17 protein-coding genes are annotated in these 20900 nt (G+C 64.9%); 12 read left to right on the top strand and 5 right to left on the bottom strand.

Annotation, left to right across the window (positions count from 1 at the left end; all coding sequences use genetic code 11):
* Nucleotides 1-155 precede the first annotated feature (155 nt).
* From rimO to ACSZPK_RS07045, 5 genes are all read left to right on the top strand, one after another.
* Nucleotides 156-1484, top strand: a complete 1329-nt coding sequence (gene rimO / locus ACSZPK_RS07065; RefSeq protein ID WP_437880709.1) for a 30S ribosomal protein S12 methylthiotransferase RimO — start codon at nucleotides 156-158, stop codon at nucleotides 1482-1484.
* Nucleotides 1485-1686: 202 nt separating this feature from the next.
* Nucleotides 1687-4134 carry an acyl-CoA dehydrogenase gene (locus ACSZPK_RS07060; RefSeq protein WP_437880707.1) on the top strand — a complete coding sequence of 816 codons (2448 nt, stop codon included), beginning with the start codon at nucleotides 1687-1689 and terminating at the stop codon, nucleotides 4132-4134.
* A gap of 63 nt (nucleotides 4135-4197) precedes the next feature.
* A complete protein-coding gene (locus ACSZPK_RS07055; RefSeq protein WP_437880705.1) occupies nucleotides 4198-4608 on the top strand; it encodes a PA2817 family protein in 411 nt (136 codons plus the stop codon).
* A gap of 199 nt (nucleotides 4609-4807) precedes the next feature.
* Nucleotides 4808-6040, top strand: a complete 1233-nt coding sequence (locus ACSZPK_RS07050) for a sensor domain-containing phosphodiesterase (protein WP_437880704.1) — start codon at nucleotides 4808-4810, stop codon at nucleotides 6038-6040.
* A 154-nt stretch (nucleotides 6041-6194) separates the two neighbouring features.
* Nucleotides 6195-6569, top strand: a complete 375-nt coding sequence (locus ACSZPK_RS07045) for a response regulator (RefSeq protein ID WP_437880702.1) — start codon at nucleotides 6195-6197, stop codon at nucleotides 6567-6569.
* On the opposite strand, the gene ACSZPK_RS07040 is transcribed toward ACSZPK_RS07045, so the two are convergent.
* Together ACSZPK_RS07040 and ACSZPK_RS07035 are read right to left on the bottom strand one after the other, a co-directional pair.
* Nucleotides 6570-7268: a YoaK family protein gene (locus ACSZPK_RS07040; protein ID WP_437880700.1), complete on the bottom strand. Its 699-nt coding sequence runs from the start codon at nucleotides 7266-7268 to the stop codon at nucleotides 6570-6572.
* Nucleotides 7269-7369: 101 nt separating this feature from the next.
* On the bottom strand, nucleotides 7370-8029 hold the full coding sequence (locus ACSZPK_RS07035; protein ID WP_437880699.1) for an NAD(P)-dependent oxidoreductase: 660 nt from the start codon (nucleotides 8027-8029) through the stop codon (nucleotides 7370-7372).
* Nucleotides 8030-8136: 107 nt separating this feature from the next.
* On the opposite strand from ACSZPK_RS07035, the gene ACSZPK_RS07030 reads away from it, so the two are divergent.
* Complete coding sequence (locus ACSZPK_RS07030; RefSeq protein WP_437880697.1) at nucleotides 8137-9072, top strand: LysR family transcriptional regulator; 936 nt, start codon at nucleotides 8137-8139, stop codon at nucleotides 9070-9072.
* Between the two features lie 25 nt (nucleotides 9073-9097).
* On the opposite strand, the gene ACSZPK_RS07025 is transcribed toward ACSZPK_RS07030, so the two are convergent.
* Nucleotides 9098-9874 carry a helix-turn-helix domain-containing protein gene (locus ACSZPK_RS07025; protein ID WP_437880695.1) on the bottom strand — a complete coding sequence of 259 codons (777 nt, stop codon included), beginning with the start codon at nucleotides 9872-9874 and terminating at the stop codon, nucleotides 9098-9100.
* A 492-nt stretch (nucleotides 9875-10366) separates the two neighbouring features.
* Here ACSZPK_RS07025 and ACSZPK_RS07020 point away from each other — a divergent pair, with 492 nt between their 5' ends.
* From ACSZPK_RS07020 to ACSZPK_RS06995, 6 genes are all read left to right on the top strand, one after another.
* Nucleotides 10367-11998 (top strand): APC family permease, encoded by a 1632-nt coding sequence (locus ACSZPK_RS07020; RefSeq protein WP_437880694.1) that lies wholly within the window; start codon nucleotides 10367-10369, stop codon nucleotides 11996-11998.
* A 26-nt stretch (nucleotides 11999-12024) separates the two neighbouring features.
* The gene (locus ACSZPK_RS07015; RefSeq protein WP_437880692.1) at nucleotides 12025-13038 is read left to right on the top strand and encodes an Ldh family oxidoreductase; all 1014 of its coding nucleotides are present in this window, start codon (nucleotides 12025-12027) and stop codon (nucleotides 13036-13038) included.
* Nucleotides 13039-13062: 24 nt separating this feature from the next.
* Complete coding sequence (locus ACSZPK_RS07010; RefSeq protein ID WP_437880691.1) at nucleotides 13063-13989, top strand: 4-hydroxyproline epimerase; 927 nt, start codon at nucleotides 13063-13065, stop codon at nucleotides 13987-13989.
* Nucleotides 13990-14385: 396 nt separating this feature from the next.
* Nucleotides 14386-15333 carry a dihydrodipicolinate synthase family protein gene (locus tag ACSZPK_RS07005; RefSeq protein WP_437880690.1) on the top strand — a complete coding sequence of 316 codons (948 nt, stop codon included), beginning with the start codon at nucleotides 14386-14388 and terminating at the stop codon, nucleotides 15331-15333.
* A gap of 64 nt (nucleotides 15334-15397) precedes the next feature.
* The gene (locus ACSZPK_RS07000) at nucleotides 15398-16975 is read left to right on the top strand and encodes an aldehyde dehydrogenase (NADP(+)) (protein ID WP_437880689.1); all 1578 of its coding nucleotides are present in this window, start codon (nucleotides 15398-15400) and stop codon (nucleotides 16973-16975) included.
* Nucleotides 16976-17053: 78 nt separating this feature from the next.
* A complete protein-coding gene (locus ACSZPK_RS06995) occupies nucleotides 17054-18331 on the top strand; it encodes an FAD-dependent oxidoreductase (protein WP_437880688.1) in 1278 nt (425 codons plus the stop codon).
* Between the two features lie 7 nt (nucleotides 18332-18338).
* On the opposite strand, the gene ACSZPK_RS06990 is transcribed toward ACSZPK_RS06995, so the two are convergent.
* Both ACSZPK_RS06990 and feaR read right to left on the bottom strand, forming a co-directional pair.
* Nucleotides 18339-19826 (bottom strand): aldehyde dehydrogenase family protein, encoded by a 1488-nt coding sequence (locus ACSZPK_RS06990; RefSeq protein WP_437880687.1) that lies wholly within the window; start codon nucleotides 19824-19826, stop codon nucleotides 18339-18341.
* A 145-nt stretch (nucleotides 19827-19971) separates the two neighbouring features.
* Nucleotides 19972-20889: a transcriptional regulator FeaR gene (feaR, locus tag ACSZPK_RS06985; protein WP_437880686.1), complete on the bottom strand. Its 918-nt coding sequence runs from the start codon at nucleotides 20887-20889 to the stop codon at nucleotides 19972-19974.
* Between the last annotated feature and the right edge of the window lie 11 nt (nucleotides 20890-20900).

Raw genomic sequence — 20900 nt, 5'->3', positions numbered from 1 at the left:
TTATGCTGGAAGGCAGCAGATGCTGCGCCTGAGCGTGAAGCGAAACAAGCCCCCCGAGCCGTCGGACGAGGCTGTTCAAGGTTCGAATCGGCCGCTAGAATTGCGCGCTTTTTGATCAGAGGCGCCGCATGAGCGCCCTTCCGAGGTTAGCCGCCATGTCCACCGTCGTCAGCACCCCAAAGGTCGGGTTCGTTTCGCTTGGCTGTCCGAAAGCCACCGTCGATTCCGAACGCATCCTCACCCAACTGCGCCTGGAGGGATACCAGATCGTCCCCACCTACGAAGATGCCGACGTGGTGGTGGTCAACACCTGCGGCTTCATCGACAGCGCCAAGGCCGAATCGTTGGATACGATCGGCGAGGCCATCGCCGAGAACGGCAAGGTCATCGTCACCGGCTGCATGGGCGTGGCGGAAGACTCGATCCGCAACGTCCACCCGAGCGTGCTGGCGGTGACCGGCCCGCAGCAGTACGAGCAGGTGGTCAGCGCCGTGCACGAAGTGGTGCCGCCGAAGCGGGACCACAACCCCTACGTCGACCTGGTGCCGCCGCAAGGCATCAAGCTGACCCCGCGCCACTACGCCTACCTGAAGATTTCCGAGGGCTGCAACCACACCTGCGCCTTCTGCATCATCCCCTCGATGCGCGGCAAGCTGGTCAGTCGCCCGGTCGGCGACGTGCTCTCCGAAGCCCAGCGCCTGGTCAAGGCCGGGGTCAAGGAAATCCTGGTGATCAGCCAGGACACCAGCGCCTATGGCGTCGACCTCAAGTACAAGACCGACTTCTGGGAAGGCCAGCCGGTCAAGACCCGCATGAAGGAACTCTGCGAAGCCTTGTCGGGCATGGGCGTATGGGTGCGCCTGCACTACGTCTACCCGTACCCGAACGTCGACGAGGTGATCCCGCTGATGGCCGCCGGCAAGCTGCTGCCGTACCTGGACATCCCCTTCCAGCACGCCAGCCCGAAAGTGCTCAAGTCGATGAAGCGCCCGGCCTTCGAAGACAAGACCCTGGCGCGGATCAAGGCCTGGCGCGAGGCCTGCCCCGAGCTGACCATTCGCTCGACCTTCATCGTCGGCTTCCCCGGCGAAACCGAGGAAGACTTCCAGTACCTGCTCGACTGGCTGAGCGAAGCCCAGCTCGACCGCGTCGGCTGCTTCCAGTACTCGCCGGTCGACGGCGCGCCGGCCAACGACCTCGGCCTGGAACCGGTGCCGGACGAGATCAAGCAGGAACGCTGGGACCGTTTCATGGCTCACCAGCAAGCCATCAGCGCCGCGCGCCTGCAACGCAAGATCGGTATGGAAATGGACGTGCTGATCGACGAGGTCGACGACGAGGGCGCGGTCGCCCGCTCCTGGGCCGACGCCCCGGAAATCGACGGCAGCGTGTTCATCGACAGTTCCAGCGTACAACCGGGTGACAAGGTCCGCGTACGTATCGTCGATGCCGACGAGTACGACATGTGGGCCGAGCTGGTTTGATAGCAAAGCCCCGCAACGCGGGGCTTTTCATCGGCTGCGACCGGACAATCGCCACCCGGGCGCCCTCATTCGATGGCGCCTGGGCAATATTGGCCGAACTCCCCACCACCACCCAGGGTCACTAAAAGGCAATCGGCGGCGTCAGCCGCTACAGTTGTAGTCTCATGTCCGTGACGCACTCCGTCATCAAGGAGGATTCTGCATGCTCGCCGTCTGGTTACTGGTACTCGTCCTCGGCATCGCCTACCTGGCCTACCGCCGAACCCCACCCCTTCAGGCCCTGGCCATCACTGCCGTCTACGTGCTGGGCATGGGCTTCTTCAGCCATGCGCCAGGTTGGCTGCTGCTGATTTTCTGGGTGTTGCTGCTTGCCGTCGCGGCACCGCTGGCCTTTCCCGAACTGCGCCGCAAATTCATCACCGCGCCGCTGTTCAGTTGGTTCCAGACGGTCCTGCCGCCGATGTCGGAAACCGAACGCGATGCGATCGAAGCCGGCAGCGTGTGGTGGGACGGCGAGCTGTTCAGCGGTCGCCCGGACTGGGACAAGCTGCTGGCCTATCCCAAGCCACAACTGAGCGAAGAAGAACAGGCGTTCCTCGACGGCCCGACCGAAGAACTCTGCGCGATGGTCAGCGATTGGGAAATCAGCCAGCACATGGACCTTCCCGAGCAAGCCTGGCAGCACATCAAGGCCAACGGTTTCTTCGCCCTGATCATTCCCAAGGAATATGGCGGCAAGGGCTTCTCGGCCTACGCCCACTCCCAGGTGGCGATGAAGCTGGCAACCCGCAGTGGCGACCTCGCCTCCACGGTAATGGTGCCCAACTCCCTCGGCCCAGGCGAACTGCTCTTGCATTACGGCACCGAGGAACAGCGCAACCATTACCTGCCGCGCCTGGCCCGTGGCGAAGAAATTCCCTGCTTCGGCCTGACCGGCCCGCTGGCAGGCTCCGACGCCGGTGCCATGCCAGACACCGGGATCATCTGCAAAGGCCAGTGGAACGGCGAGGAAGTGCTCGGCCTGCGCCTGAACTGGGAAAAGCGCTACATCACCCTCGGCCCCGTCGCCACCCTGCTCGGCCTGGCCTTCAAGGCCTACGACCCGGAGCATCTGCTGGGCGAGGAAGAAGACCTGGGCATCAGCCTGGCGCTGATCCCCACCGACACCCCCGGCGTGGACATCGGACGCCGCCATCTGCCGCTCGGCGCCGCCTTCATGAACGGCCCCAACTCGGGCAAGGACGTGTTCGTGCCGCTGAGCTACCTGATCGGTGGCGAGGAGTACCTGGGCAAGGGCTGGATGATGCTGATGAACTGCCTGTCCGTCGGCCGCTCGATCTCCCTGCCGGCGGTCGGCACTGGCGCGGCCAAGGCCACCAGCCTGGTCACCGGCCAGTACACCCGCGTGCGCGAGCAGTTCAACGTGCCGATCTCGGCCTTCGAGGGCATCCAGGAGGCGATGGCGCGCATCGGCGGCAACGCCTGGCTGATGGACGCCGCCCGCGTGCTGACCGCCAACGCCGTCGACCTCGGCGAGAAACCCTCGGTGCTCTCGGCGATCCTCAAGTACCACCTGACCGAACGTGGCCGCGAATGCATCCAGCACGCCATGGACGTGCACGGCGGCAAAGGCATCATCATGGGCCCGAACAACTACCTGGGCCGCTCCTGGCAAGGCGCGCCGATCTTCATCACCGTCGAAGGCGCCAACATCCTCTCGCGCAATCTGATGATCTTCGGCCAGGGCGCGATCCGCTGCCACCCGTTCGTGCTCAAGGAAATGGCCCTGGCCAGCCGCGAGGACAAGCAACAGGCGCTGTATGAGTTCGACGGCCTGCTCCTGCAACACGTCGGCTTCGCCGTGAGCAATGCGGCGACCAGCCTGTTGCTCAGCCTGAGCTGCGGCGCCCTTGGCCATGCGCCGGGTGACGCCCTGGCGCGCCCGTACTTCCGCGCGCTCAACCGCCTGGCCGCCGCCTTCGCCCTGCTCGCCGACTTCAGCATGATGCTGCTCGGCGGCGAGTTGAAACGCCGCGAACGCCTGTCCGCGCGTTTGGGCGACGCGCTCAGCTACCTCTACCTCGGTTCGGCGGCGCTCAAGCGCTACCACGACCTGGGCAGCCCCGATCACCTGCGCCCACTGCTGCAATGGGCCATGGAGGAAAGCCTGGGCAAGGCTGAGAAAGCCCTAGACGACCTGCTGCACAACTTCCCCAGCCGCACCTTCGGCTGCCTGTTGCGGGTGCTGGTATTCCCCTTTGGCCGTCGTCACAAAGGCACCTCGGACGCGCTGGATGCCGAAGTCGCGGCGATTCTTGGCCGGCCACGCGGAGACGCGGCCCTGGAAGACCTGCTGACCGGCTGCTACCGCCCCAAAGGGGAAAACGATCCAGTCGCTCACCTGCAACGCGCCGTGGACGAACTCGACGCGGCCCTGCCGCTGCACAAGAAGCTGCACAAGGCGGTCAAGGCGGATCAGGTCCATCCGGGACCGGGCGAGCACCTGATCGACGCGGCCTTGCGCGCAGGCGTCCTACAGCCTGACGAGGCCAGCCAGTTGCACGCCGCGGAGGCGGCACGGCGCAAAGTCATCGATGTCGACGACTTCGCCAAGGAAGAACTGACGGCGACCGCTGGCAAAGTACGCTGACCAGGACAGCGGGCGTGCGGAGCTCTATACTCCCGCGCCCGTTTTCGTTTCAGGATCATCGCCATGGCCACGCCCTACCTCGACCACCATCTCGCCCTGCTTCACCACCTGCGCGGCATCCTGGTCGCCCTGGGTGAAGCCGAACTGGTGGAAGACGACACCCACGCCCTGTTCCTCGAACGCTACGACGAACTGCTGGCCGAACTGCCGAACGACCCGGAAGCCAGCCAATACCTGGGCCAGGACCTGATCAGCCAGGTCTTCCACCGTTATCCGCAAATCGCCCACCTGGTGCCACGCGACCTGCTGTGGTTCTTCGGCGGCGACTGCCTGCATTTCATGCCCGACGAGGAAATCGAGCTGTACCAGCGCCTCGACGAGCGCCGTTTCGAAGCCGAGGAAAACGCCGAGCCGTTCGACTGGAATCAGGAAAAACAACTACTTGCGCATCCTGCAGAAGGGCCGGCTCACTGAGTCGAAAGCACCCTCATATACGCTCGTCTGAAGACCCGCCCGGCGCATGGCATAACGGCCGGGGCAGGTCTTAACTGAGTCTGCGCAGCATCCGACTTGCTACCCAGGCGAGACAGGATGGCCAATACCGAGGGCGGCCCCGCCAAACGACCGCCAGCCAGCGCAGGCAGTTGCCAGGATGAAGCAAGGTGAGGCACTCATGGACATGATCGATCGGCCCCAAGCCAGCGCTACCCCCATCACCGACCTGCTCGCCAGGAGCATGATCAGCGAAGGCATCGACAAGGTGCTGAAAACCATCCGCAAACACCTGAACATGGACGTGGCGTTCATCTCCCACTTCCAGGAAGCGGAGCGCATCTTCGAGCACGTCGACGCCGACGACAACCCGCCGATCAGCGTTGGCCAACGCATGCCGCTCGAAGATGGCTACTGCCTGAAGGTCATTCGCGGCGAACTGCCCCAGTTGATCCCAAACACTGCCTACGTCCCAGCAGCGATGGCGATTCCCGCCACCCGCGCATTGCCCATCGGCTCGCACCTGAGCGTGCCCATCGAACTCGAAAGCGGGGAAATCTACGGCACCCTGTGCTGCTTCAGTTATGTCGCGGACGAAAGCCTGGGCGAGCGGGACATCGGCATGATGCGTGCCTTCGCCGAACTGCTGGGGGCGCGCATCGACGAGATCATGGTGACCGATCGCCTGCGCGACAAGACCGTCACCTCGATTCGCCAGGCCATCCTCGCCGGCGCGCCGCGCATCGTCTACCAGCCCATCTATGACCTGGATACCGAGCAGGTGGCAGGGGTGGAATGCCTGTCACGCTTCGACATCGACCCACATCGCTCGCCCGACCTCTGGTTCGGCGGCGCAGAAGAAGCCGGTATCGGCCAGGAGCTGGAGCTGCATGCGATCCAGAAGGCACTGTCCGACATGCACGCCCTGCCATCGACCTGGTTCGTCGGCATCAACAGTTCGCCGGACCTGATCCTCTCCGGCAAGCTGCTGCCCTTGCTGGAAAACCTCGACCCGCAGCGCATCGTCCTGGAAATCACCGAACATGCCAACGTCAGCGACTACGACGCCATCAGCCAGGTCCTGGCGCCACTGCGCGCACGTGGCATGCGCCTGGCCATCGATGACGCCGGTGCCGGCTACTCGAGCATGCGCCATATCCTCAATCTCAAGCCCGACCTGATCAAGCTGGACATGAGCATCACCCGCGACATCGACACCGACCCTTGTCGCCGGGCGCTGGCGCGAGGGCTGATTTCCTTCGCCCACGACATCGGCAGCAGCATCACCGCCGAAGGCGTGGAAACCAAGGGCGAGTTCGACGTGCTGCAAGACCTGGGCGCCGACAAGGTACAAGGCTTCTACCTGAGCCGCCCGCTTTCGCTCAGCGACGTGCAACGCGCCGGAGTGGCCTGACAGGGCCAGCCCCGGCCACACCAGCCAACAGCGCGATGCAAACTGCCTGTCATCGACCTGCGGCAAACTACCGCCGGTAAATGCCGGAATTTTTTTCCAACCCGCGCGTCGAAGCGCCACCTGGGCAACAAGCCCCTACCTGCAAGTCAGTGCCATGAGCTACTTCGAAGAATCCGTACTGGTCGTCGAAGACGAACCCCACATCCGCATGCTGCTGGTCGAGTACCTGCAGGAACAGGGCTACCGGGTCCTGGCCGCCGCCGATGCCCGGGAAGCCTTTGCCATCCTCGCCAGCAAACCCCACCTGGACCTGCTGCTCACCGACTTCCGCCTGCCCGGCGGTGTCTCGGGCGTGCAGATCGCCGAACCGGCGCTGAAGCTGCGCCCCGAACTGAAGGTGATCTTCATCAGTGGCTACCCCGCCGAGATAGCCGAAACCGGCAGTCCGGTCGTGCACCAGGCCCACGTGCTGGCCAAACCCTTTGCACTGGATGACCTGGACCAGCACATCCGGCAGTTGCTGAGCTGATCAGCGCAGCATGAAATCCCGCTGCCAGCGCAATGGAATGCGCGATGCGACCAGAGCCACGAATCCGGCCAATGCCGCGCTGGCGACAAAGGCCCCTACGCCGAAATAGTGCTCGGTGGTGGCGCCGATAAGCGCACCGGCGAACATCCCGGTCCATGGCACCAGTTGCACGCGCCAGCCTTGCGGGCGCTCCCCGAGCATGAACCGGCCCAGCCCCCGGCCGAAACGCGACAGGGCTCCCGTCACGTAGGTGAGGCCGATCGGCAGGCCGTTCACCTGCTCGACCGTTGCATTGAGCATGCCCATCGCCAGGGTGGCCAGAAGCAGCACCGGCCATGACTGACCGAAGGGAATCAGCGCCGCCGCCAGGAGCAGCCCCGCGATGAGCACCAGCAGCGGCGGCGACCGGCGCCCCGCGCCGCGTCCGACGATCACGCCCAGCGCATTCCCCAGCACGAAGGAAACCAGGGCGATCAGCAGTCGCAGCGAAGAGCCCAGGTCCGCTTCGGCCACAGATACTGCAAAGCGCGTGGTGTTGCCACTCATGAAAGACACGAAGTCGCCAAGTACCAGCAGGCCAACGGCATCGGTCATGCCAGCCAGCATGGAAAGGCTGGCGACCATCCCCAGCCCGATCCGGTTGCGAATCTGACGCAGACGGCGCCTGGAGGGAACGCTGGAGCGTGGTGCGGGCAACATGATGACTCCCTGGCATGCTGGCAAAGAACATCATGTTATGCCGCAGCCCGATCCCGCCGCCAGTGGCTTCATATCGATGCGGGCAAGCGCTCGCGCCCCGGCTAGCGCATCGTCCTGGCCACCGTGAAGCGGGAGCGCACATGGCGTGGCTGCTCGATCTCATCGACGATGGCCACCGCCAGGTCGGCCACGGAAATGCCAGCCGGGCGCTCGCCATCCATCAGCAGTTCCTCGCCGCCAAGACGATATTCACCGCTACGTTCACCCGGCTCCAGCAGCGCCGCCGGGCTGAGGAAGGTCCAGTCCAGCGTGGTGTTGTCGCGCAACCTGGTCAACACATCCCTGGCAGCACGCGCGCCGGGCACGACGTTGGCCGGTACGTGATCGGTGAACTGCGGGGTGTCCACCAGTTGCACGCCCGGCGCCACGAACAGGCTGCCGGCGCCGCCAACCACCAGCAGCCGCTTGACCCCACCCTGCTCGACGCCGCGCTCGATAGCGGCGCTACCGCGCACGAACTTTTCATACAGCTCGGGATCGTTCCAGCCGGCGTTGAAGGCGGAAATCACCGCATCATGGCCAGCCACGGCCCGGGCCACGGCGCGCTCGTCATAGACGTCGGCGAATACCGTTTTCACCGCGGGCCCAAGATCGACCTCGGTCCTGACCAATGCGGTGACTTCGAACTTGCGACTCGTCAGTTCGGCGAGCACGGCTGAACCGACGAAGCCGGTGGCGCCGATCAATGCGATCTTTTTCATGGTTTCTCCTGATGAAGGCAGCGAAGCGAAATGCTGGGAAAACAGTACCCACTTCACGGTGAGCGGATAAGCTGGGGCAAATCACAAACACTTTGAAGCGGTGCTTAATGATCAACGACCTGAAGCCCTATGCCGTCTTTGCCGAAACGGTCGCTGCCGGCTCGATGAGCGCAGCGGCCCGACGCCTGGGCATGAGTACCTCCGCAGTCAGCCAGAGCATACGCGCCCTGGAGCTACAGACCGGTGTCACGCTGCTGCACCGCTCCACGCGCAAGCTGTCCCTGACCGAAGCCGGCGAACGCTGCTACCCGCACTGCCTGCGACTGCTCCAGGCTGCCAGTGCCGCCGCCGATGCCCTCGCCCAGGCACGCGATGCACCCACGGGAGAACTGCGAGTCGCCGCGCCAGTGGGCTTCGTCACGCACCTCGCGCCGGCATTGGCGCCGGTGCTCAGCCAGTGGCCACAACTGCGCCTGCAGCTACTCGTCGATGACTCGATGATCGACCTGATCGATGCCCGCATCGACATCGCCATCCGCGTGGGACGCCTGGCCGACTCGAACTGGATAGCCCGCAAGCTATGCGACCTGGAGATGATCCTGTGTGCGGCGCCCGCCTACCTCGAACGCCATGGCTGGCCCGAATCGCCTGCCGATCTCGCCCGGCATGCCTGGCTGGCGCTGGCCCGCGAAACCGAGGGCCTGCCACGTAGCGACAGCAGCGAGCCAGCCATCGCCCTGCAACTGCGTGGACAACCCGGCACTGCCGAGTCGGTGGCGGTGAAAGTCCGCATCGCCAGTAACAATCAGCTCGCCCTGCAACGTTTGTGCGAACAGGGGCTGGGCTGCGCCCGCCTCGCTCATGCGGACGTGAAGACGGCCCTCGCGACGGGCGAGCTGGTCCGCCTCCTGCCGCAATGGCGTTTCCCGCAGGTCGCGGTCAGTGCCCTCACCGCGCAACGCGAGGGCGAGCCGGCCAAGGTGCGGGTCGCGATCGAGTCACTGCAACGCTACTTCTCGGCATTGCCGGGCATCGGCCAGTGATGACAACGTTGCCTGCACAGCCAGATCAGCCGGCCGTGGCCGCCCGATATTGCCGTGGAGTGAAGCCGGTCAACGTCTTGAACTGGCGGGTAAAGGCGCTGTGATCGGTGTAGCCGCATTGCATCGCCACCTCGGTGATCGGCAGGTCGCCGTGCAGCAGAAGACGATGGGCATGCTCCAGGCGAACCTTGTGGATCATCTGCCGTGGCGTGAGATGGAACACGCGCTTGCAGTAGCGCTCCAGTTGCGCCACGGACATGCCGGCGATTCGGGTCAGTTCCTGCATCGTCAGCGGGCCGCTGAAATGGCCGCGGATGTAGTCATCCACCGCCGCCAGGCGTCCATAGGCCGGATGCGTATCGCCGGCCGCCTGTAGGTCGACGGAGATGCCTACCAGGCCGATGATCCGCTCCCCACGGTCACGGATCGGCCGCTTATGGGTCAGGCACCAGCCCGGTTCACGGCTGCCGAACAAGTGCAGTTCAAGCTGGTCTTCCAGCACCACGCCCTGTTGCAGAACCCGGCGATCCTGCTCGGTATATCCAGGGCCCAGTTGAGCGGGAAACACTTGCGCGCTGGTTTTACCCAACAAGGGTTGCAACTGTTTCAATCCGCAGCGCTGCACCAATGTTCGATTGGCCAGCAGATAACGCGCCTGCACATCCTTGATGAATATCGCCGCATTGGGAATGGCGTCCAGGATCGGTAATAACAGCGCAATACCCGCAATCACTTGCTCGATGTTTTCCGGGCGCTGGTCGGCACTTTCCTGGTTCAGTATTTCCAGCGGATTCGGCGTCATCGTCGATTGGTTCCTGTCAGTCCTCTAGGCGAAATTCTGCCTGCATCGAGCAGCGACCTATCGCTCGCGCAAGCGTAGCGGCTTCGGCCGGCTTGCCATGTTTCTCGGCGAAACCCTTGCAAACCGTGGCCTGCGGCTTAGCTAAGCCTATCCAATCAGGGGCTGGCGAAAAAGCACGGAATCGAATCAAGCATTCGACTATGCAAATTTCGTCATCGATCACGACGAAAACCATCAAGCCCCGGCGAGCCGATGGGTTCACTGTATATCGACAGAACACGTACTCGACAAACCTTGCCACAGCGCCTGGAGAAGCGCTGACAGATGCCTGTTGCCCAGCGTCTTGGACATGAACTTTCGTGCCGGGCCACAGCGCCACTGATTGCAACTTCGAATAATTACGCAGCCTCAAGACTGCAACGTTATTGCGGCCCATGCCGCTAATAACCAGCGACTCCTGCCGACCCAATAACCCACAAGTAAGGCGACGCTATGTCCAGCTCAGGCAAGTTCAAGAAACAGCTGTCTCTGACAGACCTCACATTCATCGGGCTGGGGGCCATCTTCGGTTCCGGCTGGCTGTTCGCCGCCAGCCATGTCTCGACCATCGCCGGCCCGGCCGGCATCTTCTCCTGGCTGCTCGGCGGCTTCGCCGTGCTGCTGCTCGGCATCGTCTATTGCGAACTCGGCGCCGCCCTGCCCCGCGCCGGTGGCGTGGTGCGTTACCCGGTGTTCTCCCATGGACCGCTGCTCGGCTACCTGATGGGCTTCATCACCCTGATCGCCTTTTCCAGCCTGGTGGCCATCGAAGTGGTCGCCGCCCGCCAGTACGCGGCAGCCTGGTTCCCATCGTTGACCCAGGCAGGTTCGAGCAATCCGACAGCCATCGGCTGGCTGTTGCAGTTCGGCCTGTTGTGCCTGTTCTTCGCGCTTAACTACTACAGCGTGAAAACCTTCGCCAAGGCCAACAACTTCATCAGCCTGTTCAAGTTCATCGTGCCGCTGCTGGTGATCGGCGTCCTGTTCACCTTCTTCAAGCCAGAGAACCTGACCAGCCAGGGCTTCGCCCCATTCGGACTGTCCGGTATCGAAATGGCGGTGTCGGCGGGCGGCATCATCTTCGCCTACCTAGGCCTGACACCGATCATTTCGGTGGCCAGCGAAGTGCGCAACCCGCAGCGCACCATTCCGATTGCCCTGATTCTTTCGGTGCTGCTCTCCACCGCCATCTACGTGCTGCTGCAACTGGCCTTCCTCGGCGGTATTCCCACGGAAATGCTGGCCAATGGCTGGGCCGGGATCAGCAAGCAATTCTCCCTGCCCTACCGCGACATCGCCCTGACCCTGGGCGTCGGCTGGCTGGCCTACCTGGTGGTGGCCGACGCGGTGATCTCGCCCAGCGGCTGCGGCAACATCTACATGAACGCCACGCCGCGCGTGGTCTACGGCTGGGCGCGTGCCGGCACCTTCTTCAAGATCTTCACCCGCATCGACGAGAAGTCAGGTATCCCGCGCCCGGCGCTGTGGCTGACCTTTGCCCTGTCGGTGTTCTGGACCCTGCCGTTCCCGTCCTGGGAAGCGCTGATCAACGTGGTCTCCGCGGCCCTGGTGCTGAGCTACGCCATCGCGCCGATCTCGGTCGCGGCCCTGCGTCGCAGCGCGCCGCAACTGGCCCGTCCGTTCCGGGTCAAGGGTTTCGCCGTGCTCGGCCCGGTGTCGTTCATCATCGCCGCGCTGATCGTCTACTGGTCCGGCTGGAACACCGTGAGCTGGCTGCTCGGCCTGCAAATCCTGATGTTCGCCATCTACCTGGCGTGCAAGCGCCTGGTGCCCACCGATCACCTGAGCATCGGCCAGCAGGTGCGCTCCTCGGCCTGGCTGATCGGCTTCTACGCGGTGACCATCCTGCTCTCCTGGCTCGGCAGCTTCGGTGGCCTGGGCGTGCTCGGCCATCCGCTCGACACCGTCGCGGTGGCCGCTTGCGCGCTGGTCATCTACTACTGGGGAGCAGCCACTGGCGTGCCGGCGTCCCTGGTGCGGCTGGATGCCGACGAGGCAGAGAACGAATCCGAACCGATCTCGACCGTTCAACTCGGTAAGCAGCACGCACCAGGCGTACGCTGATGACCACTGAAAACGGAGAGCCCACCATGAACGACCGTATCAATCTCAGCCTCGATCAGGTCCACGACCTGGCCTTTCGCGCCCTCAACGCCAATGGCATGGGGGCCGAGCAGGCCGAGGCCGTGGCCCGGGTAATCACCCAGGGCCAGCGCGACGAATGCCATTCCCATGGCCTGTACCGGGTGCTGGGCAGCGTGCGTTCGCTGCGCTCGGGCAAGGTCGACGGTCATGCCACACCGACCTTGAGCCAGCCGGCACCCTCGATCGTCAAGGTCGATGCGCACCAGGGCTTTTCCCTGCTGGCCTTGCACAGCGGCTTGCCGGTATTGGTCGAGCGGACTCGCGAACTGGGCGTCGCGGCGCTGGTGATCCGTAATTGCTTCCACTTCTCGGCACTCTGGCCGGAAGTGGAAGCCATCGCCGAACAGGGCCTGGTCGGCCTGGCGATGACCCCCAGCCACGCCTGGGTCGCCCCGGCAGGTGGCAACAAGGGCGTGTTCGGCACCAACCCGCTGGCCTTCGCCTGGCCCCGCCCCGGTGGCCATCCGTTCGTCTTCGATTTCGCCACCAGCGCCATCGCCCGTGGCGATATCGAACTGCATGCGCGGCAGAACAAAGCCATCCCCCTGGGCTGGGCAGTGGATGCCAATGGCGAGCCCACCACCGATGCCCAGGCGGCGCTGGCGGGGGCCATGCAAACCTTCGGCGGGCACAAGGGCTCGGCCTTGGCGGCGATGGTCGAATTGCTGGCCGGCGCCCTGATCGGCGACCTGACCAGCGCCGAATCCATGGCCTTCGACGACGGTGTCGGTGCCGCGCCCTTCCACGGCGAACTGCTGCTGGCCTTCGACCCGCAACGTTTTCTCGGCGACGACCTGGCGCTTGGCCTGCAACGCGCCGAAGACCTGTTCGCCGCCATTACCGACCAAGGTGCACGCCTGCCTTCGCAGCGCCGTTTCGAGGCCCGCCAGCGCAGCGAACGCGACGGCGTGTGGATCGACCGCGCGCTCTACCAGGACATCCAGGCCTTGCTGGCCTGACAGCCTTTCGAACTGGACGACTTCATGAAACAGATACGCGTCATCGACTCACACACCGGCGGCGAACCCACGCGCCTGGTGCTGCAAGGCTTCCCCGAGCTGCCGGCGGGCAGCATGGCCGACAAGCGCAATGCCCTGCGCAAGGACCATGACCAATGGCGCCGCGCCTGCCTGCTGGAGCCGCGCGGCAACGACGTGCTGGTCGGCGCGCTGTACTGCGCGCCGGTCTCGGCGGATGCCAGCTGCGGGGTGATTTTCTTCAACAACGCCGGTTACCTGAACATGTGCGGCCACGGCACCATCGGCCTGGTCGCTTCGCTGCAGCATCTCGGCCTGATGGCGCCGGGCGAGCACAAGATCGACACACCGGTCGGCCAGGTCACTGCCATCCTGCACGACGATGGAGCGGTGACCATCGGCAACGTGCCGTCCTACCGCTATCGCCACCAGGTAGCGGTGGAGGTTGCCGGCTACGGGCGCTTTCTCGGCGACGTCGCCTGGGGCGGCAACTGGTTCTTCCTGGTCAGCGAACATGGCCAGGATCTGCAGCTGAGCAATGTCGAGCGACTCACCGACTTCACCTGGAAGATGCTGCGCGCCCTCGAAGAGCAGGGTATCCACGGTGAAGACGGCGCGCCGATCGATCACATCGAGCTGTTTGCCGACGATGAATCCGCCGACAGCCGCAACTTCGTCATGTGCCCCGGCAAGGCCTACGACCGCTCGCCCTGTGGCACCGGCACCAGCGCCAAGCTGGCCTGCCTGGCCGCCGACGGCAAGCTGGCCGAAGGCGAGCGCTGGGTCCAGGCGAGCATCACCGGCAGCCGCTTCGAAGGCCGCTTCGAGTGGGACGGCGAACGCATCCGCCCGTTCATCACCGGCCGCGCCCACCTGACCGCCGACGCGACCTTGCTGATCGACGAGCAAGACCCTTTCGCCTGGGGCATTTGAGCCAACACAAACCGATTAGGAAACAACACCCATCGTCATTCCCGCGCAGGCGGGAACCCGGAAACGGTGAGTTTTTTGGCTTCCCGCCTACGCGGGAATGACGGAGTGAGAAGGATGCTTTTGATGAACTCCCGAAGCCACCCGTATACGTCACTCCCGCGCAGGCGGGAGCCCAGAAACGGTGAGTTTTTTGGCTTCCCGCCTACGCGGGAATGACGGAGTGAGAAGGATGCTTTTGATGAACTCCCGAAGCCACCCGTATACGTCACTCCCGCGTAGGCGGGAGCCCAGAAACTACGAAGCGTTTAGTTCCCGCCTGCGCGGGGAATGACGACTTAACCCGCGGGCCAGCCCGCGACCGACCATCCATCCAATCGACGAACAAGGAATACCAACATGACCAGCAACATCTTCACCGGCACCATCCCCGCCCTGATGACGCCCTGCACCGCCGAGCGCAAGCCGGACTTCGACGCCCTGGTACGCAAGGGCCGCGAACTGATCGAAACCGGCATGAGCGCGGTCGTCTACTGCGGCTCCATGGGCGACTGGCCGCTGCTCAGCGAGACCCAGCGCCAGGAAGGCGTGGCGCGCCTGGTGGCCGCCGACATCCCGACCATCGTCGGCACCGGCGCGGTAAACAGTCGCGAAGCGGTATCCCATGCCGCCCACGCGGCCAGGGTCGGCGCCCATGGCCTGATGGTCATCCCCCGCGTCCTGTCGCGCGGCGCCTCGCCGGCAGCCCAGGAAGCGCACTTCTCGGCCATTCTCGACGCCGCGCCGAAACTGCCCGCGGTGATCTACAACAGCCCCTACTACGGCTTCGCCACCCGCGCCGAGCTGTTCTTCAAGCTGCGCCGCAAATATTCCAACCTGATCGGCTTCAAGGAGTTCGGTGGCGCCGCCGACATGCGCTACGCCGCCGAGCACATCACCTCGCAGGACGAGAACGTGATCCTCATGGCCGGCGTCGATACCCAGGTGGTGCACGGTTTCGTCAACTGCGGCGCGACCGGCGCCATCACCGGCATCGGCAACGCCCTGCCGCGTGAAGTGCTGCAACTGGTCGAGCTGAGCAAGCAGGCCGCCAAGGGCGACGCCGTCGCGCGGCGCCTGGCCCTGGAGCTGTCCGAGGCGCTGAACGTGCTGTCGTCCTTCGACGAAGGCAGCGACCTGGTCCTCTACTACAAGCACCTGATGGTGCTCAACGGCGACCAGGAATACGCCCTGCACTTCAACGAGACCGACGTCCTCAGCGATGCCCAGCGCAACTACGCCGAGACCCAGTACGCGCTGTTCCGCCAGTGGTACGCCAACTGGTCGGCAGCACAGAACGTCGCCTGATCCGCTCGCGCCGGGTACTGACCATCAGTCCCCGGCTTCTGCCCATTTCATTCGGGAACAGCTCATGACACTGACAGGCAAGATGCTGATCGGCCGCCAGGCCATCGCAGGCACTGGCGAGGCGATCCGCGCGATCGATCCGTCCACCGACCAGGCACTCGAACCGACCTATCTCGGCGGCGACCATTCGCACGTCGAACAGGCCTGCACTCTGGCCTGGTCGGCCTTCGACAGCTACCGGGAAACCTCGCTGGAGCAGCGCGCCGGTTTTCTGGAAACCATCGCCGAGCAGATCGAAGCGCTGGGCGATGCGCTGATCGACCGCGCCACGGCCGAAACCGGCTTGCCGCGCGCGCGCATCCAGGGCGAACGCGGGCGCACCTGCCATCAACTGCGCACCTTCGCCCGCGTGGTACGCGCTGGTGAGTGGCTGGACGTGCGTGTCGATCCAGCCCAGCCGCAACGCCAACCGCTGCCACGCGCCGACCTGCGCCAACGGCAGATTGCCGTTGGCCCGGTGGCGGTGTTCGGCGCCAGCAACTTTCCCCTGGCCTTCTCCGTGGCGGGTGGCGACACCGCCTCGGCCCTCGCCGCCGGCTGCCCGGTGCTGGTCAAGGCGCACAGCGCCCATCCTGGTACCAGCGAACTGGTCGGTCGGGCAGTCATTCGCGCCGTGCAGCAACATAACCTGCCCGAAGGCGTGTTCTCCCTGTTGTTCGGCTCGGGTCGTGAAATGGGTATCGCCCTGGTCGAAGACCCGCGCATCAAGGCGGTCGGTTTTACCGGCTCGCGCAGCGGCGGCATCGCCTTGACCAAGGCGGCCCAGGCGCGCAACGAACCGATTCCGGTCTATGCCGAGATGAGCTCGATCAACCCGGTGTTTCTCTTCGGCGCCGCCCTGCATGCGCGTGGCGAAGCCCTGGCGCAAGGATTCGTCGCCTCGCTGACCCAGGGCGCCGGGCAGTTCTGCACCAACCCCGGTTTGCTGATCGCTCGGCAAGGTGAAGCCCTGGATCGTTTCACCGTCGCAGCCACCCGGCAGCTCAAGGACAGTCCGGCGCAGACCATGCTCACACCGGGTATCCACCAGGCGTATGCAGCCGGCGTCGCGGCCCTGGCGAACAATCCGCGCGCGCGCCTGCTCGGCCAAGGCCTGGCGGGCAACGGCGCCAACCAGGGCCAGGCTCATCTGTTCAGCGCCAGGGCCGAGGACTTTCTAGCCGACGCCGCCTTGCAGGCCGAGGTGTTCGGCGCGACTTCGCTGATCGTGCAGTGCGCCGATGACGCTGAGGTGCATCAGGTCGCCGAGCATCTGGAAGGCCAGTTGACCGCCACCCTGCACCTCGACGAAGGCGATCTGCCGGCTGCGCGCGCCCTGCTGCCGGCCCTGGAACGCAAGGCTGGACGCATCCTGGTCAACGGCTGGCCGACCGGTGTCGAAGTGTGCGATGCCATGGTCCACGGCGGCCCCTTCCCGGCCACCTCCGATGCCCGCGCGACTTCGGTCGGTACTGCGGCGATCCTGCGTTTCCTGCGCCCGGTCTGCTACCAGGACTTCCCGGACAGCCTGCTGCCCGAAGCCCTCGTACACGCCAACCCGTTGCACCTGCGTCGCCTGGTCGACGGCCAGCGCGAAGCCTGAGCGCACCCGGCTCGACCATCGCGGTGGTCGAGCCAGGACGCTTGCAACTCTTGGAAATCGAGTCAACCGAGGATGCCGATGAGCAATACTTCTTCCGCAGGCAATGCTTCGGGCATTGCAGATATCGCCGTGATCGGCGCGGGCATCATCGGCCTGACCTGCGCCCTGGCGCTGGCCCGCCAGGGCAAACGCGTGATCGTCATCGACGCGCAGGAACCGGGCATGGGCGCCTCCTATGGCAACGCCGGGCACCTGGCCACCGAGCAGGTGTTTCCCATCGCCGACCTGTCGATCCTCAAGCGCCTGCCAGCCATGCTGATGGACCCCATGGGCCCGCTGCGCCTGGACTGGAAATACCTGCCCCGCGCCCTGCCGTGGTTCACCCGCCTGCTGCTCAACCTGCGCCCGGAACCATTCCAGCGCACCGTCGCCGGCATCCGCGCGCTCAACGAAGGCAGCCTCGGTGCCTGGCAACGCCTGTTGCAATCCATCGCTCGCAGCGACCTGCTCAAGGAGGATGGTTCGCTGCTGGTGTTCGAACGCGCCGCGTCGCGCCAGCCACTCGATGCCTTGCAGGCACGCATGCGCCAGCAAGGGGTGCCGGTCGAGTTCTGGGATGCCCAGGCGATCCGCCGCGCCGCGCCGCAGTTGAGCGAACATGTGCAGGGCGGGCTGTTCTTTCCCGCCACCGGACATTTCATCGACCCGTATCTGCTGATCGGCGCGCTGGTCGAGGCCGCCAAGGCCAACGGCGTACGGTTTCTAAAGCGGCAAGTGAGCGGCGCTCATCTGTATGACAAGGGGGTGTCGCTGCACACCGACCAGGGCGGATCGAACGCCCGTCAGGTGCTGATCGCCTGCGGTGCGCACTCGGCGAAACTCACCGCACAACTCACCGGCAAGCGGGTGCCGTTGGACACCGAGCGTGGCTATCACCTGATGCTGCCCCGCGAACACGGACGCTTGCCGTTCGCCGTCACCTCACTGGAACGCAAGTTCATCATGACGCCCATGGCCGGCGGCCTGCGCCTGGCCGGCACGGTCGAGTTCGCCGGCCTGCAAAGCCCGCCGAACATGGCCCGTGCCTGGCAATTGCAGCGCCTGAGCCAGGGCCTGTTCAAACAGGAGCTGGACGTCACCGATGCGAGCACCTGGATGGGCTTTCGCCCATCGCTGCCGGACTCGCTGCCGATCATCGACCGTGTCTGCGACGGCAAGGTGCTGCTTGCCTTCGGTCACCAGCACCTGGGCCTGACCCAGGCGGCGGTCACCGCCGAACTTGTCGCACAGTTGGTCAACGATGCCGCACCGCGATCACTGCCGAGCCTGGAGCCTTACAGGCTGGCGCGCTTCTGAACGCGGATCAATGGGCGATGCACACCGACTTGATCTCGGTGTAGGCCTCGATCACCGAACGACCGAACTCACGCCCCATGCCCGACTGCTTGACCCCGCCGAAGGGCATGCTCGGATCGAGCAGCACATGGGCGTTGACCCATACGGTGCCGGCCTGGATGCGCGGCACCATATTCATGGCCTTGGTCAGGTCGTTGGTCCACAGGCTCGCGCCCAGGCCGTACTCGCTGTCGTTGGCCATGGCGATGGCCTGCTCCTCGTCGTCGAACGGAATCACCGACAGCACCGGGCCGAACACCTCGGCGCGGGCCACGGCCATGGCCTGGGTCACGTCGGCAAGCACGGTGGGCTGCACGTAGAAACCGGCCCGGTCGACAGGCTCGCCGCCGGTGACCACCCGTGCGCCCTCCTCGCGTGCCGTGGCGATATGCTGCAGCACGCTCTGCTGTTGCTTGCGCGACACCAGCGGATTGATCGCCGCCGTGGTATCCAGCCCCTCGCCCAGTGGCATGTTCGCCACCACGCCGGCCAGGCCCTGGACGAAGTCATCGTAGCGCGAGCGATGCACGTAGAAGCGCGAAGCGGCGGCGCAGACCTGGCCGTTGTTGAGCAAGCCGCCGAGCAGCGCGCCCTGCACCGCCTTGTCGATATCGGCATCGGCCAGCACGATCATCGGGTTCTTGCCACCCAGTTCCAGGGCAAAGCGGGTCATGTTCTGCACCGCCACGCCGCCGACGATCTTGCCCACCGCGGTCGAGCCGGTGAACGACACCTTGTCGATCTTCTTGTGCGAGGCCAGTGCCTGGCCAACCGCGCCAGCACCGGTGACCAGGTTGAACACGCCCGGCGGGATGCCGGCCTCGATCGCCAGCTCGGCCAGGCGCAGCGCGGTCAGCGGCGTCTCCGGCGACGGTTTGATCACCACCGTGCAGCCACAGGCGAGTGCCGGCATCAGCTTCCAGGCGGTGATCATCAGCGGGAAGTTCCACGGCACGATGCCCGCCACCACGCCAACCGGCTCGCGACGGGTGTAGGCGGTGAAGCGGGTGTGCTCGGGAATCGGGATCGACACGTCCAGGGACTGCCCTTCGATCTTGGTCGCCCAGCCGGCCATGTAGCGCATGAACTCGACGGTCGCGTTGACGTCGAGCATCCGCGCGATATTGATCGACTTGCCCTGGCACAGGGTTTCCAGTTGCGCCAGTTCCTCGCCATGGGCTTCGACCAACGCCGTGAAGCGCAGCAGGATACGCTCACGGTCTGCCGGGCGCAGGCCGGACCAGACCTGCGCCTCATGGGCCTTGCGCGCCGACAGGACGGCCTGCTCGACAATCTCGAGCGAAGCATCCTCAACCCAGGCAATGGTTTCGCCGGTTGCCGGATTCAACACGGCGGACGACTCGCCGTCATGAACCAGCCATTGACCATCGATGAAGCTGCCGTGGCGACGCGCCAGGAATGCCGCGACCTGCGGCAGGATTTCGACTTTGCTCATGGTTTTCCCTCATATGCATGGCAGGCGTTGCTCGCCGCCAACCGTCTGAAGCGGATGTTCACGCATTCTCGGTATTCAGCCGGAGCCAGGGTTTACCCTGCATGCCAGCCTTGTTGCCAAGGCTGCCAACAGCGCGAGCCCGCTGTCAGTCCTGATGGCGCTTGCGGTACTCGCCAGGCGACAGGCCGAAGCGGCTCTTGAAGGCCGTGGAAAAACGGCTGGAATCGGAAAAGCCCCAGGCATAGCCGATGGCCGAGAGTTTCTGCTCGCCGCCACTCTGGCGCAGGGATTCGGCACAGAAATCCAGGCGCCGATGCTTGATGTACTGGGCGATCACCAGGTCTTTCTTGGCGAACATGCGGTACAGGCCGCGCACGGAAACACCGATTTCCTTGGCCAGCAGTTCCGGGCACAGGTCATCTTCGCGAATGTGCTCGTCGATATAGGCGATGGCTTTGCGGAAGGTGCTCTCATGCGGATGGTGGCCAAGGTCGGTGCCGGTGATCGCGGGGCGCAGCAGGCTGACCAGCGCGGCCAGGGTCGCCTCGCTTTCGGCGAGGCTCAGGCAGGCCTGGCGCGTGGACTCCACGACCAGTCGATTGGCCATCAGCGCCAGCGGTGAACTGCCGGCAATGCGCTGGCCGCAACGCACTGCCGAATAGTGCAGATGCTGTTCGACCAGGCGCCGGGGCAAGATCAGTGAAAGCTGCCGCGAGCCATCGCCGTAGACGAAACTGCTGGGCCGGCCGGCGTCGATGAGCACGATATCGCCGGCGTCGAGCTTGGCGTGGTTGCCGTCCTGGGCCATATCCGCCTGCCCCTGCAACTGGAAGCAGGCGTAGTAGTGGTCACCCTCGCTATCGGCCAGCTCACGATTGCCGCGGAACAGCCTGGCCTGGGCGACATCGACGAAACTCAGCTTGATCGCCCCCGAGCGGTACTCGCTGAGGCTGCCGGCGAACGCCTCGCCCAACGGCTTGGCGGCAAAGCAACCACAGGCCTGGTTGACCTGCTGCAACCACTGATCGAAACGGTCGGCCCGCACTCTCTGCGTTGTCATCATGGCTTGCACAG

This window comes from Pseudomonas sp. LRF_L74, assembly GCF_965644255.1.
Classification (GTDB): Bacteria; Pseudomonadota; Gammaproteobacteria; order Pseudomonadales; family Pseudomonadaceae; genus Aquipseudomonas.
The sequence above is the reverse complement of the archived record's forward strand: the minus strand, read 5'-3'. Positions and strand labels throughout refer to the sequence as shown.